Origin of the sequence: Nonomuraea sp. PA05, assembly GCF_008086045.1 — a bacterium.
GTDB classification, from domain to species: domain Bacteria; phylum Actinomycetota; class Actinomycetes; order Streptosporangiales; family Streptosporangiaceae; genus Nonomuraea; species Nonomuraea monospora.
Map to the genome: position 1 here is coordinate 12,515 of NZ_VSEY01000054.1, position 20,770 is coordinate 33,284.

A 20,770-nucleotide genomic window follows, 5' to 3' on the forward strand; every position below is an offset into this window, starting at 1 on the left:
AGTAACAGGTTGCGGGCTGCCCGTGGGGCGTACCCCGGAGACCGGGCAGGAGTCGATGCACAAGCGTTGCCCAACAGGGCCCCTGGTCTTGGCATATGGGATGCGGGTTTACAGTCGAGACTGTGGAGGCACAATATCCGGCTCACTGGGAGGCCGATGTCGTCCTGGCCGACGGCGGCACCGCGCACGTCCGCCCGATCCGCCCGGCCGACGCCGACCGCCTCCGTTCCTTCTACTCGCGGCTGTCCGACGAGTCGATCTACTTCCGCTTCTTCGGGCCCCGGCCCCGCCTCTCCGACAGAGAGGTCGAGCGGTTCACGAACGTCGACTACGTCAGCCGCGTCGCACTGATCGCCACCATCGGCGCCGAGATGGTGGCCGTCATCCGCTACGACCGCACAGGCCCCGGTGAGGCCGAGGTCGCCTTCCTCGTCGAGGACGCCCACCAGGGCAGGGGCGTGGCCTCGGTGCTGCTGGAGCACCTGGCGGCCACGGCCCGCGAGCGCGGCATCGAGCGGTTCGTCGCCGACGTGCTGCCCGCCAACATGCGCATGACGGGGCTGCTGCGGCAGGCCGGTTACACCGCACAGAGCCAGTTCGAGGACGGCGTCGTACGGATGACGCTCGACCTCACCCCGACCGACACCTCCACCGAGGTGACGATCGCCCGCGAGCACCGGGCAGAGTCCCGCTCCATTGCCAGGCTCCTCACCCCCGGCTCCGTCGCCGTCATCGGCGCCTCGCGCGAGCCGGGCGGTGTGGGCCAGACCGTGCTGCGCAACCTTCTGGCCGCCGACTTCACCGGCCCCGTCTACCCCGTGCACCGCGAGGTGCGGGCGGTGGCGGGCGTGCGGGCGTACCCGAGCGTGAGCGAGATCGACGGCGACGTCGACCTCGCCGTGGTGGCCGTCCCGGCCGAGGGCGTGCTCGACGTGGTCAAGGAGTGCGCGGAGAAGGGCGTGCACGGGCTGGTCGTGGTCTCCTCCGGGTTCGGCGAGACGGGCGACCAGGGCCGGGCCAGGCAGGACGAGCTGGCCCGCATCGCCCGCTCCTACGGCCTGCGCGTCGTCGGCCCCAACTGCCTCGGCATCGCCAACACCGACCCGGCCGTCAAGCTCAACGCCACCCTCGCCGCCACCGTGCCCGGCAGGGGGAAGGTGGGATTCTTCAGCCAGTCCGGCGCGCTCGGCACCGCCCTGTTGCAGCGGGTGGCGCAGCGCGGCATGGGCATCTCGTCGTTCGTCTCCGCGGGCAACAGGGCCGACGTCTCGGGCAACGACCTGCTGCAGTACTGGGAGGAGGACGACTCCACCGAGGTCATCCTGCTCTACCTGGAGTCGCTCGGAAACCCGCGCAAGTTCACCCGGCTGGCCAGGCGCATCGCGCGCAGCAAGCCCGTCGTGGTGGTCAAGAGCGGCGGCACCCCCTCCGGGCACTCGGCCGAGGAGCTGGGGCTGCCCGACTCGGCGATCAGCTCGCTGTTCGAGCAGGCCGGGCTGATCAGGGTCGACGACCTCATCCAGCTCTTCGACGTGGGGCAGCTCCTCGCCTACCAGCCGCTGCCCGCGGGCCCGCGGGTCGCGCTCGTGACCAACTCCGACGCGCTCGGCCTGCTGGCCGCGCACGCCTGCCGGGCCGCCGGCCTGGAGCCGCGCGCCCCGGTCAACCTGGGCCCCGCCGCCGGCGCCGCCGAGTACGGCCGCGCCCTCGCGGGCGAGCTGGCCTCGCCGGACGTCGACTCCGCCGTCGTGATCTACATGCCGCCCATCCCAGGTCGCACCGAGGAGGTGGCCGACGAGCTGCTCCGGGTGTCGAAGGACTCCGGCAAGCCGGTGGTGGCGACGTTCCGCGGGCACCTGGGCATGCACCCCGCCCTGCGCGTGCCCGGTCCCTCCGCGCCGTCGCGCGGCTCCATCCCCTCCTACGCGGCGCCCGAGGAGGCCGTGCGCGCCCTGGCCCTGGTGGCCCGCTACGCCGCCTGGCGGGCGCAGCCCTCGACGCCGCCGCACGAGCTCGAAGGCGTCGACACCGTGCGCGCCAGAGACCTCGTCCACGAGACGCTGTCGGGCAGCGCGCCCGACGCCGAGGCCTCGCCCGCCGGGTTCGCCCAGGCGGGGCCGCCGGTCGAGATCGACGCCGCCGAGCTGCTGTCCTGCTACGGCCTGACCGTCTGGCCCGCCGAGATCGTGCGCTCGTCCGAGGCGGCCGTGGCCGCCGCAGAAAGCCTCGGCTGGCCCGTGGTGGTCAAGGTGGCCGACCCGGGCGCCTCGCGCCGCGCCGGCACCGTGCGGCTGGGGCTGACCGGGCCCGAGATGGTGCGCCACGCGTACACCGAGTTCGCCGAGCTGTTCGGCGAGGGGGTGGAGCTGGCCGTCCAGCGGATGGCGCCGCAACCCGCCGTGCCGACGGTCGCCGGCGTCATCGAGGACCCGGCGTTCGGGCCTGTCGTGTCGTTCGGGCTGGGCGAGGTGACCGCGCGCCTGCTGCAGGACCAGGGTTTCCGCCTGGCGCCGCTGACCCGCGAGGACGCCTCCGCCCTCGTCCGGTCCGTACGGGCGGCGCCGCTGCTGTTCGGCGAGTACGGCTACCCGCCCGTGGCGGTGGACGCCCTGGAGGAGCTGCTGGTACGCGTCGGCCGCCTGGCCCACGACCTGCCGGAGGTGGCCCGCCTCGACCTCGACCAGGTGCTCGTGGGGGAGTCGGACGCCATCATCCTGGGCGCCAGGGCCATCCTGCGCACCCCGGCGGGCCCCCGCCTCGACGTCGGCCCCCGCCGCCTGTCGTGAGGCGGGAAAACCCTGCTCAGGGGTGGCCCTCAGCAGATCCGCCCACAGCGAATGCCGTGACCCGAGTGCCCGCCGCTGCCCAGACAAAAGACGTTATAGAGCGTTATATCCGGCGGGTGAGTGCACTGCCCGGCCCTGGCAGGATGGAGCCATGAGGGAAACCCGAGTCTCAGCCGCGGGCCTGCGTGAAGCGATCGAGCGCAGCGGCTACTACCCCGACCTCGTCACCGATGCGGTCGAATCCGCGCTGGGCAAGGAGGCCGTGACCGCGTTCGTGGTCCACCACGAGGCGACCTTCGATCCCGCCATGGAGGTTCGCCGGCACGTCACCGTCCTGGTGCTGTCGGCGACGCGGCTGCTCGTCTGCCACACCGACGAGCACCCGGCGGTCGAGGGCGTCTCGGCGTCCCACGCCTCCACCACCACCGAGGCGGTCCGGCTGAGCCGCGTCCAGTCCGTGGCCGTCACCCGCGTCGTGCCCGACCCCGCCTCGTACGTGCCGGGCGTCCCTCCCACGGAGGTCACCCTCACGATCGGCTGGGGCGCCATCTCCCACGTGGACCTGGAGCCGGCGACGTGCGGCGACGAGAACTGCGAGGCCGACCACGGCTACACGGGGGCCATCACGGCCGACGACCTGTCGCTGCGGGTCAGCGAGGCCGCCGACGGGCCTGAGGCGGTCACCCACGTCCTCGCCTTCGCCAAGGCCCTCTCCGAGGCGACGGCCCGCGCCACCGCCTGACCCACCCGTCGCCCAGCCCACGCCCGGGGCCTGGGCCAGCACGGTCGCCAAGCCACGGCCCCGCGGCACGGCCCCGCGGCACGGCCCCGCGGCACGCATGACGACGCGCCACTGCGCGGGCGCACACAGCGGCGCAGTGGCACGGCCAGACGCCGCACACCGCATGTCGCCACCGCGCAGGCGGTAGGGCGCGCATGGCGGTAGGGCGCGCATGGCAGCGCCGCGTACGCGGCGGCAAGGCGCGCACGGCAGCGCGGCGCACGCGGCGGCAAGGCGCGCACGGCGGTAGGGCGCGCACGGCGGTAGGGCGCGCACGGCGGTAGGGCGCGCATGGCAGCGCGGCGGCGCGGCATGTGCAGCGGCGTGGCGCGCACGGCGGCGTGTGCGCGGAGCCACGGAGGCCCCTCGCGCTCAGGCCACCCCCGGCCGCCCCGCCATCCCCGCCAGCCGATCGATCGCCTGCTGCCTGGGCATTCCGGCCCCCTCCCGATACGCCGCCCGGTACCCATCCTCCCCCAAGCCCCCGACCAGCTCCCGAATCAACGCCCGAATCTCCGGATCCCCCTGATCAAGCACCCCCTTGATCCTCTCGCTCATCCCCAGCGAGAAGGCCGCCCCCTCGAAATCCCCCTCCAGCGCGAGCAACCGCCCCAGCCACTCACACGCGCTGGCGAGATGCCCAGGGTTCCCGTAGGCGAACGCCCCCCACATGGCATGGGGGAACAACGCCCGCGCCCGCACGGCGTCCCCCTCAGCGAGCAGCAGCGAGACCCGCTCACCGGCGATCAGCCCCCGGACGACGTCCTCAGGCATGGGCACCCGGTGCACGAGCGTCTCCAGCCGGTCCAGCGCCTCATGGGCCTGCCGGTACTCGCCCGACCGGCGCAGGACCGCCGCCCGATGGTTGAGGAGAGTGGTCTCCAGGCGCCGCAGCCCGCGTTCTCTGGCCTGGCGCTGCCCGGCGTCGAGGTCGCGCAGGGCGCCGGACAGGTCGCCGCTGCGGGCCCGCGCCGCCGCGAGCCGCCCCTTGGACCAGGCCAGGTGCTCTTCGGTGCCGAGTTCGGAGCTGATGGCGACGGCTCGCTCGGCGGCGGAGACAGCCTCCTGGTGGTTGCCGCGTACGTCGTCGTCCATGCTGATGGCCAGCAGCGCCATCACCATGCCCCACCGGTCGCCGGCCTGCTCGAACGCCTGCAGCGCCTCGCGCCGCGCCTGCGCCCCGGTGGTCATGTCGCCTTGCTGGGTGCGGACGAAGTCCTGGGCCCACAGGGCGCTGGCCCGTACCCAGGGGTCGGCGGAGTTCAGCGCGTGCTCCAGCTCGTCCTGGTTGGGACCGGAGCTCTCGGAGGCGGTGGCGAGCTGGGACAGCCGGAACAGGGGCACGGCCGGATGGAAGCTCAGCGCCCGCCTGTCCAGGCTGGGCGGTTGCAGCTCGGTCCGCGCCCCGGCAGCGACCCCCTGGACCACCTGGAAGGCGGCTCGCACGTCCGCGGGCAGTTCGTCGCCGAACGCGAGCACCTCGGAGAGGGACGTCTCGAACAGGTGGCTCATGCCCCTGATGCCCCAATACCAGAACAGTGAGCGCACGAACCTGGACGCCGTGGTCACGTCGCGGGCGGCGACGGCCGAGCGCAGCGCGTAGATGAGGTTGTCGTGCTCGGCGTCGAAGGCGGCGATCGCGTGGAGCTGGTCCCTGGTTCGCAGGAGCGGCTCGTGCTCTTCGGCGAACATCAGGAAATATCGGGACAGGCGGGTGGTGATGTCGTCGCCCGACTCGGCGAGCCGGTCGGCCGCGTACGCGCGTACGGTCTCCAGCATGCGGTAGCGGTCCGCGCTCTCCTGGACGAGGGACTTGTCCACCAGCGAGCCGACGACGCCGAGCACGTCGTCGGCGGGCAGCGACTCGTCGGCGCAGATGGCCTCCAGCGCCGGCAGGCTGCCTCCGCCCGGCAGCGCCGACAGCCTGCGCGCCAGCACCCGCTCCTGCTCGTCCAGCAGGTCCCAGCTCCACTCGACCATCGCGAGCAGGGTGCGCTGGCGGGGTAGCGCGGTCCTGCTGCCCGAGTTCAGCAGCCTGAACCGGTCGTGCAGGCGCCGGACGACCTCCCTGGCGCTCATCGCGCGCAGTTTCGCGGCGGCCAGTTCGAGTGCCAGCGGGATGCCGTCGAGCCGCCGGCAGATCTCCACGACGTCGTCCACCGTGCTCTCGTCGAGCGTGAAGCCCGGCCGGACGCCGGCGGCGCGGTCGACGAAGAGGCGCACCGCGGCCGCCTGTCCGGCCTCGGCCGGTTCGGGGTCGCCCGGCGGCAGGTCGAGCGAGCCCAGGGGGCACAGCGTCTCCCCGTTGATCGCGAGCGCCTCCCTGCTGGTGGCCAGGATCCGCAGTCGCGGCAGCCGCAGCAGGAGCTGCTCGGACAGCTCGGCCGCGGCCTCGATCAGGTGCTCGCAGTTGTCGAGCAGGAGCACGCCGTCGCCGACGTCGAGCAGGCTCGCGATGCGATCCACGGGGGTGGCCTGCTGGAGCTGCCCGCTGTCGTACAGGCGGCTGTCGGACGAGCTGAGCACGCCGAGCACGGCGTCGGCGAGCCGGCCGGGCTCGCTCACGCCGGCCAGCGGCACGAACCACACGCGCTGGTCCAGGCGCGCCGCCGCCTCCAGCGACAGCCTGGTCTTGCCCGCGCCGCCGGGGCCGACGATGGTGACCAACCGGCCGGAGCGCAGCAGCCCGGACAGTTGCCGCAGCTCGGCCTCCCGGCCGAAGAACGTGGTCAGCCGGGCGGGCAGGCGGTTCAGGCCGGGCTCCTCCCGGGCCGGCGGCCGGTCCAGCTCCCCGCGCAGCAGCGCGAGGTGGACCTCGCGCAGCCCTTGGGACGGGTCCACGCCCAGCTCGTCGCCCAGCCTGGCGCGGATCTCCTCGTAGACCGCCAGCGCGTCCGCCTGGCGTCCGGCCGCCGACAGCGCGCGCATGCGCAGCTCGGCCAGGCGTTCGCTCAGCGGATGCTCGGCCGCCGCCGCGCCGAGGTCGGCCAGCACCTCGGTGTGCCGGCCGAGCCGTAACTCGGCGTCGAAGCGGTCCTCGGCCGCCGCGGCCCGCACGTCGTGCAGTCTCGTGGCGTTGCCGTGGGCGAACGGGGCCTCCTGCACGTCCGCCAGCGCGGGCCCCCGCCACAGTTCGAGCGCGGCCCGCAGCAGGGCGGCGGCCTCCGCGGGCCTGCCCTCGGCCAGCTCGCGCCGCCCCCGGGCGACCAGTTCCTCGAACCGGTGCGCGTCCACGTCCTCGCCGCTCACGGGCAGCCGGTAGCCGCCCGCCACCAGCTCGACCGCCCCGACGCCCTTCAGCGCCCTGCGCAGCCGGGACACCAGGCCCTGCAGGGCACCCGTGGCGCCCGCCGGCGGCTCGTCGCCCCACAGGTCGGTCACGAGCGCGTCCGCGCTCACCGGCCGGCCGGCCGCCAGGGCGAGCCTGGTCAGCAGCATGCGGAGCCGGACGCCTGGGATGTTCACCGGTACACCGTCACCGGCGAAGACCTCAACCGGGCCAAGCAGCACAATTCGCACCCCTCAAGTCTCTCAAACCTCACGAAGCCCCGTCCGTGGCCGGATGGCCGCGGACGGGGCGGTGGCTCGCTTCAGGCGTTCGCCATCGCGATCGAGGGCGTGCTCGCCGGGCGCTTGCGGAAGTAGGCGCGGGCCGCGGGCAGCAGGAGCAGGACGATGACGGCCAGCGAGATCAGCGGCGTGGTGAGCATGCGGACGTCGGTGGCGGCCAGCAGCCAGCCCGGGTAGACGCTCTCGCTCGCGTCCAGGACGGCCTGCGCGTCGGCGCCTGGGCCGAGGATGTTCTGCAGGTACTGGGTCTTCGACGCCTGGCTGGTGAAGATGAAGACGTCCAGCAAGAGGAAGATCGGCTGGATGACGAGGGTCAGGATCCGGCCCGCCCGTCTGCCGCCCAGGTTCAGCAGCGCGAGGAGCGCGGCGGTCACGGCGGTGGTGACGGGCAGGACGAGCGCGTAACCGCCCTCGTCGAAGTGCACGTTGTTGGCGGCCAGGATGCCGGGTGACATCCCCTGCCTGATCAGCTCCGCCTCGGCGGCGGCCTGGACGTCGGCGCCGTAGGCGAGACCCGCGAACGGGGCGATGAGGAAGCCCGCGGCGAACGCGAGCTGCAGGGCGGCGGCGATGGTGACGAGGCGGGGGCGGGGGTTCGTCTTCGTGGTGTTGTTCATGACAGGAACGATGTCGTGCGCCGCTGACACGGCATGGACAGGCGGCAGACGCGTCACAGACACGGCTCTGACACGGCTTTGACACGGCGGGAAGGAGCACAGCGGCCGAGATCACCCCGCGACTACACTGAGGGCATGCTGGTGCCGGGATACGGCGGCGAGTCGCTGGCCGACGTGCCGCGATCGCTGCTGGCCGCCCTGGGCCTGCGCGAGCCCAACGCGCTGGGCCTGCCCCGATCGGACCGCGTCTGCCTGTTCGTGGTGGACGGCCTCGGCGCGGAGCTGCTGCGCGCCCACCCGGACGCGGCGCCGTTCCTCTCCGCCATGACCGCCAGGACGCTCACCGCCGGCTTCCCCGCCACCACGGTCACGAGCCTGTGCACGCTGGGCACGGGGCTGACCCCGGGCGAGCACGGCATGGTCGGCCTGATGCTGGCCGTGCCGGGCACCGGCCACCTGTTCAACTGCCTGCGCTGGACGCTGCCCGACGGCCTGACGATGGACCCCGACGAGTGGCAGCCCGCCGCGACCGTCTACCAGCGCGCCGCCGAGGCCGGGGTCGAGCCCGTCTACGTGGCGCCGGCGGAGTTCGAGGGCACCGGCTTGACCAGGGCCGTCTACAGAGGCGTCCGCTACGTGGCGGCCGACTCCATCGACGACCGGGTGGCCCGCGTCCACGAGGCGCTGCGCGAGCGGCGGCCCGCCTACGTCACCGTCTACTACGGCGACCTCGACGCCACCGGCCACATGGTGGGCTGGGGCAGCCCGGAGTGGCTGCGGCAGCTCAGCATCGTCGACGACATGGCGCAGCGGCTGGCCGAGGGGCTGCCGCCCGGCTCCGCCCTGTACGTCACCGCCGACCACGGCATGGTCAACGCCACCGAGAAGCTCGACGCGGAGAGCGTGCCCGAGCTGACCGAGGGGGTGGCGCTGCTCGGCGGCGAGGCCAGGGCCAGGCACGTCTACGCCCGCGAGGGGGCCGCGAAGCAGGTGCTGGAGGCCTGGCGCGAGACTCTGCGCGGCAAGGCGTGGGTGGTGTCCAGGCAGGAGGCGGTGGAGTCGGGCTGGTTCGGCCCGCACGTGCGTGACGCGTGGCTGCCGCGCATCGGCGACGTCGTGGCCGTGCCGCACGCCGACCTGGCCATCACCGCCCCGACGAAGCACCGCATCGAGGCGCTGTTCACCGGTTACCACGGCTCGCTCACGGCGGCCGAACAGCACGTCCCGCTCCTGGAGGTTCAGTCGTGACCAGCCCGTTGATCACCCCTGCCGAGCTGTCCGCCCTCGACGGCGCGACCGTGCTCGACGTGCGCTGGCGGCTCGGCGGCCCGCCCGGGATCGACTTCTACCGCGAGGGCCACGTCGAGGGCGCCGTCTACTGCGACCTCGACACCGACCTCGCCGCCCCGCCCGGCGCGGGCGGCCGGCACCCGCTGCCGGACGCGGCGGCGTTCCAGGCCGCCATGCGGCGGCTGGGCGTCCGTGACGGGCGGCCGGTGGTCGTCTACGACGACGCCGCCGCCACGGTCGCGGCCAGGGCCTGGTGGGCGCTGCGTTACTTCGGCCACCAGGACGTGCGCGTGCTCGACGGCGGCCTGCCCGCCTGGATCGAGGCGGGCCTGCCGATCACCAAGGAGGTCCCGCGGCCGGAGGAGGGCGACTTCACCGCGCGGCCCGGCGGCATGCCGGCGCTGACCGCCGACGAGGCGGCGGAGCTGGCCACGCGGGGTGTGCTGCTCGACGCCCGGGCGGGGGAGCGTTACCGGGGTGAGGTGGAGCCGGTCGATCCAGTGGCCGGGCACGTGCCCGGCGCGCTCAGCGCGCCCACGACCGGCAACGTCGGCCCGGACGGCCGTTTCCTCGCCCCCGCGGCGTTGCGTGCCCGGTTCGCCGGGCTGGGCGTGCGCGACGGGGTCGCGACGGGCGCCTACTGCGGCTCGGGGGTGACGGCCGCGCACGAGGTGCTGGCGCTGGAGGTGGCGGGCCTGCCCGCGTCCCTGTACGTGGGCTCCTGGTCGGACTGGGTGTCCGACCCGTCCCGTCCCGTCGCGACGGGTGCGTGAATCACCTCAGCAGAACGGCCGGTCGCCCGCGCCGAAGCAGACGAACCCCATCTCGTCCGTCTTGGCGGCGGCGAAGGCGAGCGCCGCGTCCGGCGGCTGCCCCGCCGCCAGCAGCTCGTGGAACGTGCTCATCACCGCCCGCGCCGTCTCGTCCCGAACCGGCACCATCCCCGCCACCACGCACGCCGACCCCTTGGCCAGGAACGTGCCCGGCAGCCCCAGCGGCGCCCCCTCCATCGGCGTCCGCGACATCCCCGAATTGCACGCCGACAGCACCACGAGCCCGGCCGAGCGGGAGACGTCCAGCAGGTCGTAGGCCATGAGCTGGCCGTCCTCCAGCTTGATCCCGGACACCAGCGGGCTGCGCGCGTGGAAGACGCCGTGCGCGGCCAGGTGCACGACGTCGGCCGTGCCGAGCGCCTCCAGCACCGGCTCGACGCGGCCGGGCACCTGCTCCCCGCCGGGATGGCAGGCCAGCACGTGCGCGACCTCCGCGTGCCCGTGCGACAGCGAGGGCCCGGCCGCCGCGACCACGCGCGGCCTGCCGCTGGAGCGCGGCCTGTGGGACGTTCGGGCGCGCAGCCACGCGGCGGCGCCGGCCGCGACGCTGACCGGCCGCTCCCGCAGGGACGGCAGCGCGCCCCACGGCACCGTGTGCAGCGCCCCCACCGGCACCACGACCAGCGGCCGATCTCCCAGCCCGCCGGCCAGGGGCCGCAGCACCAGCCGTTCCAGCTCGGCGGCGGCGGCCTCGACGTCGTGGCGGCGGCCGGCCCGGCGCAGCGCGTACCGCAGGCGCACGATGGTGTCCATGACCTGACGCAGGCCGCCCAGCCGCCGCAGCAGCACCCGGTCCTCGCTCAGCAGCACGGCCAGCAGCGAGTCACCGTCGGCGACGTACTCGATCATCGCGCCCCGCCCCAGCTCGGCGCGGACGCGCTCGGGGTCGACCAGCGCGCACGCGTGCGCGGGAGCCGCCACGGCCCGCCACCGCTCCGCCCACTCGAACACCTCCCTCGGGCACCCGTCGCGCACCGCCAGCTCCAGCCCGTAGGCCGCCAGCCGCTCCCCGGCCCTGGCCGCGTGGGCGCGCAGCGACGGGTCCTCGAACGCCTCCACCCGGCCGCTGATCTCCGCCAGCCCGTCGCGCACGGCGCGGAAGGCCGCGGGCACGTCCTCCTGCAGCGCCGCCTGGAGGGCGAGCGCGTGCTGGCGGACCGGCACCGGGATCTGGGACGCCTGCGCGAGCTGCCTGGCCTGCGGTTCCGAGGCCAGCGAGGTCAGCCGGGTGCCGGCGGGCATCCACCGCTCGCGCCGCTCGGCGTGCCGGGTGAGCCTGGCGAGCTGGGCGGAGGCGGTCGGGTGGTCGTCCACGACCAGCGCCGCCTCGGCCGCCGCCAGCCGCAGCGCCGCCGCTCCCGCCCGGTGCGCGAACCCGTCCTCCAGCTCGTCGGCGCACGCGATCAGCTCGGTGACCAGCCCGGGGGTTACGGGTTCGAGCGCCAGCCGCGAGCGCAGCACGACCTCCCTGGCCAGCGGCAGCCAGGACGTCCTGTCCTGCGCGGCCAGCTCGGCCGCGGCCTGCTCCGCCACCTTCCTGGCGCGGTGCGGGTTGCCGGTCAGCAGCTCCACCTGGGCCAGCTTGAGCCGGGCCTCGGCGAGCGCGGTGTGCGCCGCCGACGCCTCCAGATCGGGTACGGCCATCCGCAGCATCGTCCCCGCCTCGCCGGGCAGGTGCGCGGCCAGCAGGGCCCCGGCGAAGTCGGCCCGCATCGCGGCCAGCCGCTCGGGGAAGCCGAACAGGGTCTCCTCGGCGTCCCGGTAGTGCCGGAACGCCCCGGCGATGTCGCCCCTGCGCACGGCGAGGAAGGGCAGGTTGGCGGCGGCCAGGCGGGCCAGGTGCCACAGCCCGGCGTACTGGGAGATCTGCAGGCACGCGGTCAGGTCGCGCATGGAGGCGTCCCAGTCGCCCCGGTAGGCGTGGATGAGGCCCCGGTTGAGCAGGCCACCCGCCAGGAACCTGCGGTCGTCGATGCTGCCTGGCGCCGTCACCAGGGCGAGCAGCGCGCGGTCGCAGGAGGCGATGGCCTCCTGGTGGCGGCCGAGGTGGGCCAGGGCGACCGCCCGTTGCGTGTCCAGCTTGGCGCGGTCGAGCGGGCACAGGTACGCCCAGGCCAGGGCGGCCAGGCGCAGCGCCTGGAGGGGATGGCCGCGTTCCGTGCGCACGGTGACGAGGGAGAGACGCACCTGGGCGGCCCGCTCCGGCGGGGCGCCACGCACGGCGAGAGCCTCACGGAGGTGGAACTCGGCCTGCTGGAGGTCGCCCAGCTCGCGCGCCGCGAGCGCCAGCGTCCGCAACCCCATGACCTCGGCCTCCGGGCAGCGGTTACGGCGGGCGGACTGGATGATCAGGTGGCCCGCGCGCATGGCCTGGTCGGGATCGACCAGGGCACGCATCAGGGCGGCCTCGGCCGCTCTGAGGAGCGGGCTGAGGTCCTCTGACGGGCGCTGCCCGTCAGGTCTTGCGCTCATGGCCGGCCTCGTTCGCAGACGGCCGGGAGCAGGGCGGGGCCCTCCCGGCCGGGTCAGTGGCGGGTCAGGGGCGGATGCGCACCCAGGTGGTCTGGATGGGTGCGTGGCCGGGCCGGTGGCACACCACGCTGAGCCAGCCCGGCGGCAGGCCGGTGGCGACGAAGTGGCCGGTGTGGGCGATGCGCCTGGTGAGGGTCAGGTGCGGGGATCTCACATCGACGAGGGCGCCCTCTCCTGGATAGGGGGAAATGTGTCCTGCGACATCGATGAGCCCGTCGCCCTCGGTCACCTCCAGGTCGAAGGTGAGGCCTGCCGAGACGAAACGCACCAGGTGCGAGCTGTCGTCGGCCCGCATGCTCCGGATCGTGGCGGCCTCGTGGGCGGCGGTCACCGCTTGGGGGATCCGCAACCGCCAGGCGTCACGCGCGGCGGCGGACACCTGACTGGGGATCGGATCGTTCCCGGAGGCCAGCCGGAGGGCCGCCAGGAAGTACTCGTCGTTGATCATTGCGCTGTCTCCTGTAGCGAGATCAGAGTGCGCAGTTTTTCCAGACAGCGCGCCTTGGTGGGGCCGACGCTGCCCGCTGGCATGCCCAGCCGTGACGCAACCTGCTGGTTCCCAAGATCGTTCGCGACCAGCTGGAGCAGCGTGCGGCAGGGCTCTTTCAAGGTGGAGACCGTCTTCCAGAGCAGATGCCGGTCGTCGGCCTCCAGGACGACCGCCGCGGGGTCGGGGTCGGTGTCCGCCTCCGTGGAGGAGACCACCGGCAGGTCGCGGCGCGTCAGCAGCAGGGCCTCGCGGCGCACGGTGGTCATGAGCCAGCCCCCCACCGCGGCCGGATCCCTGATGCTCCGGAGGTGTTGCAGCAGACGCAGCCAGGTGCCCTGGACGGCGTCGGCCGCGTCGGCGGAGCTCAGGCCGCACGCGCGGGCCACGGCCCACATGCGCGGCCCGAACCGCGATTCGAGCTCGTCCCAGGCCGACCGGTCGCCGTCGTCGGCGGCGGCGAGCAACTCCGCCGGATCCCGCATACGGCCTCCTTTCGCCGGCACGGAAGAGGAGATCATTCCTCCACGTGATTGTCCGGGGACTGAGCGTAAACTCTACAGACTCACCGGGAAGAGAACCCCCAGATCGGGAATTTGCGGGGTCTCCTCGGAGTCAAGGAGGGCCCTGATCCACTCCTTGGCCGGCTCGTGCCTGGCCGCGTCGGCGATGGCGCCCGCGACCAGCGCCGTGGCGAACGACGTGCCGCTCCACGCGGCGTACCCGCCGTACTCGCCCGCGTCGAGGTAGCTGCTGGTCAGCCAGTCGCCCTTGGCGCACGCGTCGACCCAGGTGCCGTAGCCGGAGTAGGGGGCCCTGCGCTGCTGGGTGGAGTCCACCGCGGCCACGCCGACCACGCCGGGCAGCGCGGCGGGCCAGAACGGCCGGTCGGAGCCGGTGTTGCCGGCGCAGGCCACGGTCACGGTCTCGCTGAGCGCGCCGATGGCGTCCGACAGCAGGGGAGGCGGCCTGTCGTCGAAGGTGTGGCAGCCGAACGACAGGTTGAGCACCTGCGGGGGCCGGTCCCGCAGGCGGTACAGCGCGCGGACGACGGAGGCCTCGTCCGCGATGCCGTCTCCGTCGAGCACCCGCCGCACGCGCAGCCGTACGCCGGGCGCCCGGCGCGTCAGCAGGCCCGCGATGAACGTGCCGTGCCCCGCCTGCGAGCCCTCGGCGGCGTCCGCCTCGTCCGGGCCGAGGCTCGCGTACCAGTCGCTGCCGGACCACCAGGGGTGCTTGGCGACGCCGGTGTCGAGCAGGCCCACCACCACGCCGGAGCGGGCCCGGCCGGTCCTGTGAGGGACGGGCGGGGTGGGGAAGGGCCTGGACGCGGGGCCGCCGAAGAACGGCGGCTGGCCGCGCAGCAGGTGGTTGGGCGAGGCCCGCAGGCCGCGCTCGCGCAGCTCGGCGGTGATCTCGCAGGGGTCGACGCCGGGCGCCAGGTGCACGACGCAGACGCCGTCGGCCTCCGAGACCGCCTGGGTCCAGCGCGACGCGGCGGCGAGCGCGGTCCGGTCGGTCAGCACCTGACCTGGCCGGATGAACGCCTCGCCGACAGATTGAATTTCCATGGGCGGGTATGTTTCCTGCATGGGACTGCTGTCACCCGCCACTCCCGCACCAACTTGGTATGGCCCCCCTCTGGTGCGGGGTAGCGACCGACGGTAGTCTCTCCCTAGTCACTTGTGATCATCCCGGGTCGAGGCCGTTGGGGAAGGCGCACCTCGTACCGAAACGGGAGGTCCGGTGTCTGCTCGTGGCGTCCTTTACGTCCACTCGGCTCAGCCCGCGCTGTGCCCTCACATCGAATGGGCAGTCGCGGGTGTCCTTGGCGTGCCCGTAGACCTGACGTGGACTCCGCAACCCGCCGCGCCCAACGTCGTGCGCGCACAGGCGGAATGGGAGGGCCGCGCGGGCATCGCGGCGGCCATCGCCTCCTCGCTCATGGGCTGGCAGCGCCTGAGGTTCGAGATCACCGAGGACGCCTCACCCGGCGTTGACGGCTCCCGGCATGCCTACACGCCGACGCTCGGCGCCTACACGGCGGTCATCGGCGCCGCCGGCGACATCATGATCCCCGAGGACCGGCTGCGGGCCGCGATGATGATGGCCGCCCAGGGGCGGTGCGTCTTGGAGGACGAGCTGGACAAGATGCTCGGCAAGCCGTGGGACGAGGAGCTGGAGCCGTTCAGGTACGCCGGGGACGGTGCGCCGGTGCGGTGGCTGCACGCGGCCGTCTAGCGCTGGAACGGTCGTTTACCTGCGTAAAGGATGCTCAAAATCACGAAGAGCCCGTCACCGGTGCCCGGGAGTGGCTCGGGCGGGGTGCGGGCGCGCATTGAGGGACAACCAACGGCACGCCGAAAGCGTCACACATGCGTACGAAGTGGACGCTTTCGGCTTTCGGCTTTTCGGCGAACGTGGCGCCGAGACGGTCGCAAGCCTGCTGACCATGCGGTGGCGTGGGCGACTCGACGCCGTTGGCGAGTCGCGCACCACCGGAGTGCCGGATCCCGATGACCAGGCACCCGTATTCGGACGGCCACGTCGCAGGTGAGGGCGACGCGGCCCGTGGCGGCCGGGAGGCCGCCGTCACGCTCCCTTGAACACGACCGTCACGTTGTGTCCGCCGAAGCCGAACGAGTTGTTCACCGCGGCGATGTCGCCCTGCGGCAGCTCGCGGTTCTTGCCGTGGACGATGTCCACCTCGATGCCGTCGTCGAGGTTGTCGAGGTTGATCGTGGCGGGCACGATCCGCTCCTGCAGGGCCTTGATGGCGAAGACGGACTCGATGCCGCCCGCGCCGCCGAGCAGGTGGCCGGTCATGGACTTGGTCGAGGTCACCAGCGGGTGGGTGCCGATGGCCTTGGCCACCGCCGCGACCTCGCCGACGTCACCCGACGGGGTCGAGGTGGCGTGCGCGTTGACGTGCTTGACGTCGAGACCGGTGATGCCGGCGTCGGTGAGCGCCTGCGTCATCGCCATGATCTGGCCGCGGCCCTCGGGCTCGGGCTGGGTGATGTGGTGGGCGTCGGCGGAGTAGCCGATGCCGGCGCAGTACGCGTAGATCCGCGCGCCGCGCGCCTTGGCGTGCTCCTCCGACTCCAGCACCACGATGCCGGCGCCCTCGCCGAGCACGAACCCGTCGCGGTCGCGGTCCCAGGGACGGGAGGCGCCCTGCGGGTCGTCGTTGCGCTGGGACATGGCACGCGCGGCCGCGAAGGCGGCCATGTTGAGGCCGTGGATCGCGGCCTCGGTGCCACCGGCCACGACGACGTCGGCGCGGCCGGCCCTGATCATGTCCATCGCGTACCCGATGGCCTCGGCGCCCGACGCGCACGCCGACACCGTGGCGTGCACGCCCGCCTGCGCCTTCAGATCGAGGCCGATCCAGGCGGCGGGCCCGTTGGGCATGAGCATCGGCACGGTGAAGGGCGACAGCCGGTTCCAGCCGCGCTCCTTCCACGTGTCGTACGCGCTCAGCGTCGTCGAGATGCCGCCGATGCCGCTGGAGACCACCACGCCGAGCCGCTCGGGCGCCACCTCGGGAGTGCCCGCGTCCTGCCAGGCCTCCCTGGCCGCGACCAGAGCGAACTGCTCGCTGCGGTCGAGGCGGCGGGACTCTGGCCGAGGCAGGACCTCGGTGGGATCGACCGCGGCCGTCCCCGCGAACTTCACGGGGACGGCGTCGATCCAGTCGGTCGTGAGAGTCTCGACACCCGACTGACCGGCGAGGAGCGCCGTCCAGGTCGAGGTGACGTCTCCACCGACGGGCGTCGTCGCGCCGAGCCCGGTGACGACGACACGTACCCGGTTCGCACTCACGTTTCTCGCTCCCTACTGATCAGTGCGGGTGTGATGTCTTGCCTTCAGTTCTGGATGAAGGTGAGGACGTCCTTGACCGTCTTCAGGTTCTTGAGCTGGTCGTCGGGGATCTCGACGCCGAACTCGTCCTGGGCGGCCACGGCGATCTCGACCATGGACAGGGAGTCGATGTCGAGGTCGTCCACGAAGCTCTTCTCGGGGGTGACCTCGGACGCCGGGATGCCCGTGATCTCGTTGATGATCTTGCCGAGGCCCGCGAGGATGTCCTGCTCGGTGGCAGCCATGTCGCTATTTCTCCTTTGTGTTTCCGGGTTTCTGTGCGAACGGTGCCGCACAAGCCTGTAGGACGATCGGATCCTACGGTGTTCCCGCCGCGTTCCCGCCGCGGGGCCACCACCAGGACCGATCGAAGTCTTAGGGGATCTCGATGACCTGACCCGCGTACGTCAAACCCGCGCCGAAGCCGAGCACCAGCGCCAGGCCGCCCGACTGGACCTCGCCGCGCTCCAGCATGCGCGAGAGCGCCAGCGGGATCGAGGCGGCGGAGGTGTTGCCGGCGTTGACGATGTCGCGGGCGACGACGGCCTTCTCGGCGCCCAGCTTACGGGCGATGGCCTCGATGATGCGCAGGTTGGCCTGGTGCGGCACGAACGCGGACAGCTCAGCCGGGTCGACGCCCGCGCGGGAGCAGGCCTCCAGCGCCACGGGGTGCAGGGCGGTGGTGGCCCAGCGGAAGACCGTCTGGCCCTCCTGGTGGAGGGAGTCGTCGCGGTCCTTGATCTGGATGGCCTCGGACTTGTCGCCGGCGCTGCCCCACACCACGGGGCCGATGCCGGGCGTGTCGGACGGGCCGACCACGGCGGCGCCGGCGCCGTCGGCGAAGATCACAGCGGTGGACCTGTCGGTCCAGTCGACCCACTGCGACAGCTTCTCCGCGCCGATGACCAGCACGTTCCTGGCCGTTCCCGAGCGTACGGCGGAGTCGGCGGTGGCCAGCGCGTAGCAGAAGCCGGCGCAGGCGGCGTTGACGTCGAACGCGCCGGGCGAGTCGATGCCGAGGCGGTGCGCCACGACGGCGGAGGCGTTGGGGATCTGGGTCTCGAGCGTGCAGGTGGCCACGATCACCAGGTCGACGTCGTCGGGGGACAGGCCGCCGGCCGCCAGCGCCTTGCCGCCGGCGATGGTGGCCATGTCCTCGAGCGACTCCGTGGCCGGGGCGACCCGGCGCTCCTTGATGCCGACCCGGGACTGGATCCACTCGTCGTTGGTCTCCATGGTCTTGGCCAGGTCGTCATTGGTGACGACGTTCGACGGCTGGTAGTGGCCGAGGGCCAGCACCCTGCCGCCTGGGGCGATGTCGGGAATCCTCACGTGTTCAGCTCCCTGGCCGCGTCGAGGTCGTCTGGGGTCTTCAGCGCCACGGTCTGGACGCCGCGCAGGCCGCGCTTGGCGAGGCCGGTCAGCGTGCCGCCGGGCAGCAACTCGATCATCTTGGTGACGCCGAGCCCGGCCATGGTCTCCATGCAGGCGTCCCACCTGACGGGGTTGCTGACCTGGTTGACCAGTCTCTGGAGGAACTCGGCGCCGCTGGCGACCGCCTGCCCGTCGGCGTTGGACAGCAGGGTGATCCTGGGGTCCGACGGGACGACGTTCCAGGCGGCTTCGCGCAGGCTCTCGGCGGCGGGGGCCATGTGGTGCGTGTGGAAGGCGCCCGCGACGGAGAGGGAGATCAGGCGGGCGCGGGCCGGCGCGTCCTCCTTGAACGCGGCCAGCTGCTCCAGCGTGCCGCCGGCCACGATCTGGCCGGCGCCGTTGATGTTGGCGGGGGTCAGGCCGTGCTTCTCGATGCCGGCCAGCACCTCTTCCGCCACGCCGCCGAGCACGGCGGTCATGCCGGTCTCGGTGACGGCGGCGGCCTTGGCCATGGCCTGGGCGCGCTCACGTACCAGGTGGAGCGCCTGCTCGGGGGTGAGCACCCCGGCCAGCGCGGCGGCGGCGAACTCGCCGACGCTGTGGCCGGCGAGCAGGTCGGGAGCCACGCCGAGCGCCTCGGCGGCGGCCAGCGCGGCGGCTACGAGCAAGGGCTGCGCGACGGCGGTGTCGCGGATCTCGTCGGCGCCGGCGGTGGTGCCGTAGGCGACCAGGTCGATCCCGACGACCTCCGACCAGGAGCCCAGCCTGTCGGCCAGACCGGGCAGCTCAAGCCATGGAGTCAGGAAGCCCGGAGTTTGGGCACCTTGGCCCGGGGCGACGAGTACAAGCACAAAAACCACCTTGCCCTGTAGAACTTCGACACGCGGATGGAGATCCGTACGAACTTTGTCCTGGGTGATTTGTAGGAACCCTACAGTGGGGATTTCGGCACCATTACGTTAGGGCCCGCCACGTTACGGCGCTCTCCGAGAGCCTGCCCAGGATCAGGCCCACCTGGAGCGTGAACGCGGACCTGCCCTCGGTGGGCTGGTAGCCGGTCAGCTCCGTGATCTTCTTCAGCCGGTAGCGCACGGTGTTGGGGTGCACGAACAGCAGCCGCGCCGTCGCCTCCAGCGACGTGCCCTGCTCCAGGTACGTCGCGAGCGTGTCGAGCAGCGGGGTGCCCGCGAGCGGCAGGTACACGTGCTCGATGAGCTGCTCCCTGGCGTCGGCGTCGCCGTCGAGCGCCCGCTCGGCCAGCAGATCCTCGGCGTGCACAGGCCGGGGCGCGTCCGGCCAGCCGTAGGACGCCTTCAGCCCGGCCAGCGCCGCCCGCGCGGACCTGGCGGCGGCGTGCAGGTCGGGCACCTCGGGGCCGATGACGATGGGGCCCATCCCGAAGCGGGCCACGACCTGCTTGGCGGCGTCGTGCACGCTGCCGGCGCCGCCGACGATCACGATCAGCCGGTCGGCCTGCACCCCGGCGAGCAGGTCCATGCCGATGCGGCGGCCCTTCTCGCGCAGCCCGTCGATGACGGCGCGCGGGTCGTCGTCGGGGGCGTGGCCGGCGATGACGACCACGGGGGAGGAGGTCCAGCCGAGCGCGGCGGCCCAGGAGTGCAGGCCGTCGTCCACCTCGCCGCGCACCAGGGCGTCCACGATCAGGGCCTCCAGCCGCGCGTCCCACGAGCCCCTGGCCTCGGCCTCGCGGGCGTAGACGTGGGCGGCGGCGAACGCCACGTCGCGCGTGTAGCGCAGCATGGCCTGCTGGAGCTGGTCCTCGCCGCCGGGCGCGGCCAGCTCGTGCGTCTGCGCCTCGACCACCTCGACCACGACGCGGACGATGTCCACGGTCTGCTGCAGCGAGATGGAGCGCTTGAGCTCGCGCGGCGCGGTGCCGAAGAACTCGATGCTGGGGGTGGGACGGTCCTCGCCCGCGTGCTGGAACCACTCCACGAACGCGGCGATGCCGGCCTGGGCGACGAGCCCGACCCACGACCGGTCCTCGGCGCTGAGCGCCCTGAACCACGGGAGTTGCTCGTCCATCCGCGCCATGGCCGCGGTGCCGAGCGAGCCCATGGCCCGCTCGAGCCTGCGTGTGGTGTCCTCCCGGGTCCGGTCTGTCACGTCTCCTAGAGTGCCAGGTCCCTCCGGATGTCCGGAACGGTGGTTCGTGCCTGTGCTAGATCACCGCCACGGCGGTGATCAGGCCGATGGCCAGGTGCGTCACCGAGAGCAGCCGCGCGCCGGGCTGCAACTCCTGCTCCTTGACCAGATCCCGTACGGAGATCCCGACGACCCGGTCGAACACCAGCATCGCCACCGTCTGCACCACGATGCCCACCAGCCCGAACACCGCCGTGCCCGCCAGCCCTTCGGCGAGCCGGCCGCCGGAGGCCCAGATGGAGGCGGCCACGATCAGGCCGACGGCGGCCAGGGCGGAGGTGGTCAGCAGGGTGGCGTTCGGGTTCCGCTCGCTGCGGATGATCTCGCTCAGCTTGCCGGGGGTGGCCCAGTCGATCACGTAGAAGCCGACGATCATCAGGATCACGCCGACGGCGGCGTAGGCGGCGATGGCTCCCGCGCCGCGGGCGAGGGTTTCGAGAAGGGTCACTTAAGTTCCATTCGTGCAGGGG

The 20,770-nt window shown here is 73.1% G+C and carries 17 protein-coding genes; 5 read left to right on the forward strand and 12 right to left on the reverse strand.

Annotation, left to right across the window (positions count from 1 at the left end; translation table 11 throughout):
* Positions 1–95 precede the first annotated feature (95 nt).
* Together FXF51_RS52165 and FXF51_RS52170 are read left to right on the forward strand one after the other, a co-directional pair.
* The gene (locus tag FXF51_RS52165; RefSeq protein ID WP_148442308.1) at positions 96–2,786 is read left to right on the forward strand and encodes a bifunctional GNAT family N-acetyltransferase/acetate--CoA ligase family protein; all 2,691 of its coding nucleotides are present in this window, start codon (positions 96–98) and stop codon (positions 2,784–2,786) included.
* A gap of 151 nt (positions 2,787–2,937) precedes the next feature.
* The gene (locus FXF51_RS52170) at positions 2,938–3,528 is read left to right on the forward strand and encodes a DUF5998 family protein (protein ID WP_052422317.1); all 591 of its coding nucleotides are present in this window, start codon (positions 2,938–2,940) and stop codon (positions 3,526–3,528) included.
* 411 nt (positions 3,529–3,939) lie between these two features.
* Here FXF51_RS52170 and FXF51_RS52175 read toward each other — a convergent pair whose 3' ends face one another.
* Both FXF51_RS52175 and FXF51_RS52180 read right to left on the reverse strand, forming a co-directional pair.
* On the reverse strand, positions 3,940–7,032 hold the full coding sequence (locus tag FXF51_RS52175) for a BTAD domain-containing putative transcriptional regulator (protein ID WP_262380456.1): 3,093 nt from the start codon (positions 7,030–7,032) through the stop codon (positions 3,940–3,942).
* A gap of 125 nt (positions 7,033–7,157) precedes the next feature.
* The gene (locus FXF51_RS52180; protein WP_148442310.1) at positions 7,158–7,754 is read right to left on the reverse strand and encodes a hypothetical protein; all 597 of its coding nucleotides are present in this window, start codon (positions 7,752–7,754) and stop codon (positions 7,158–7,160) included.
* A 135-nt stretch (positions 7,755–7,889) separates the two neighbouring features.
* On the opposite strand from FXF51_RS52180, the gene FXF51_RS52185 reads away from it, so the two are divergent.
* Together FXF51_RS52185 and FXF51_RS52190 are read left to right on the forward strand one after the other, a co-directional pair.
* On the forward strand, positions 7,890–9,002 hold the full coding sequence (locus FXF51_RS52185) for an alkaline phosphatase family protein (protein WP_148442311.1): 1,113 nt from the start codon (positions 7,890–7,892) through the stop codon (positions 9,000–9,002).
* Positions 8,999–9,817 (forward strand): sulfurtransferase, encoded by an 819-nt coding sequence (locus tag FXF51_RS52190; protein WP_148442312.1) that lies wholly within the window; start codon positions 8,999–9,001, stop codon positions 9,815–9,817. The genes FXF51_RS52185 and FXF51_RS52190 overlap by 4 nt, the downstream gene beginning before the upstream one ends.
* Positions 9,818–9,823: 6 nt before the next feature.
* Here the strand turns inward: FXF51_RS52190 and FXF51_RS52195 are convergent, their stop codons facing one another.
* From FXF51_RS52195 to FXF51_RS52210, 4 genes are all read right to left on the reverse strand, one after another.
* Positions 9,824–12,349, reverse strand: coding sequence for a CHAT domain-containing protein (locus tag FXF51_RS52195; protein ID WP_148442313.1), 2,526 nt, complete (start codon positions 12,347–12,349; stop codon positions 9,824–9,826).
* 64 nt (positions 12,350–12,413) lie between these two features.
* Positions 12,414–12,857 carry a hypothetical protein gene (locus FXF51_RS52200; RefSeq protein ID WP_148442314.1) on the reverse strand — a complete coding sequence of 148 codons (444 nt, stop codon included), beginning with the start codon at positions 12,855–12,857 and terminating at the stop codon, positions 12,414–12,416.
* Positions 12,854–13,381, reverse strand: coding sequence for an RNA polymerase sigma factor (locus FXF51_RS52205; RefSeq protein WP_148442315.1), 528 nt, complete (start codon positions 13,379–13,381; stop codon positions 12,854–12,856). Before FXF51_RS52205 ends, FXF51_RS52200 begins: the two co-directional genes overlap by 4 nt.
* A 72-nt stretch (positions 13,382–13,453) precedes the next feature.
* Positions 13,454–14,467 (reverse strand): S8 family peptidase, encoded by a 1,014-nt coding sequence (locus FXF51_RS52210; protein WP_148442316.1) that lies wholly within the window; start codon positions 14,465–14,467, stop codon positions 13,454–13,456.
* Positions 14,468–14,642: 175 nt separating this feature from the next.
* Here FXF51_RS52210 and FXF51_RS52215 point away from each other — a divergent pair, with 175 nt between their 5' ends.
* Complete coding sequence (locus tag FXF51_RS52215; protein WP_148442317.1) at positions 14,643–15,137, forward strand: DUF3145 domain-containing protein; 495 nt, start codon at positions 14,643–14,645, stop codon at positions 15,135–15,137.
* A gap of 351 nt (positions 15,138–15,488) precedes the next feature.
* Here FXF51_RS52215 and fabF read toward each other — a convergent pair whose 3' ends face one another.
* The 6 genes from fabF to FXF51_RS52245 form a co-directional block, all read right to left on the reverse strand.
* Positions 15,489–16,721: a beta-ketoacyl-ACP synthase II gene (fabF, locus tag FXF51_RS52220; RefSeq protein WP_148442318.1), complete on the reverse strand. Its 1,233-nt coding sequence runs from the start codon at positions 16,719–16,721 to the stop codon at positions 15,489–15,491.
* A 44-nt stretch (positions 16,722–16,765) separates the two neighbouring features.
* On the reverse strand, positions 16,766–17,005 hold the full coding sequence (locus tag FXF51_RS52225; protein ID WP_148442319.1) for an acyl carrier protein: 240 nt from the start codon (positions 17,003–17,005) through the stop codon (positions 16,766–16,768).
* Positions 17,006–17,135: 130 nt separating this feature from the next.
* The gene (locus FXF51_RS52230; protein WP_148442320.1) at positions 17,136–18,092 is read right to left on the reverse strand and encodes a beta-ketoacyl-ACP synthase III; all 957 of its coding nucleotides are present in this window, start codon (positions 18,090–18,092) and stop codon (positions 17,136–17,138) included.
* Positions 18,089–18,985: an ACP S-malonyltransferase gene (locus FXF51_RS52235; protein WP_148442321.1), complete on the reverse strand. Its 897-nt coding sequence runs from the start codon at positions 18,983–18,985 to the stop codon at positions 18,089–18,091. The genes FXF51_RS52230 and FXF51_RS52235 overlap by 4 nt, the downstream gene beginning before the upstream one ends.
* Positions 18,986–19,088: 103 nt before the next feature.
* A complete protein-coding gene (locus tag FXF51_RS52240) occupies positions 19,089–20,213 on the reverse strand; it encodes a PucR family transcriptional regulator (protein WP_148442356.1) in 1,125 nt (374 codons plus the stop codon).
* Between the two features lie 103 nt (positions 20,214–20,316).
* Positions 20,317–20,748, reverse strand: a complete 432-nt coding sequence (locus tag FXF51_RS52245) for a DUF350 domain-containing protein (protein WP_148442322.1) — start codon at positions 20,746–20,748, stop codon at positions 20,317–20,319.
* Between the last annotated feature and the right edge of the window lie 22 nt (positions 20,749–20,770).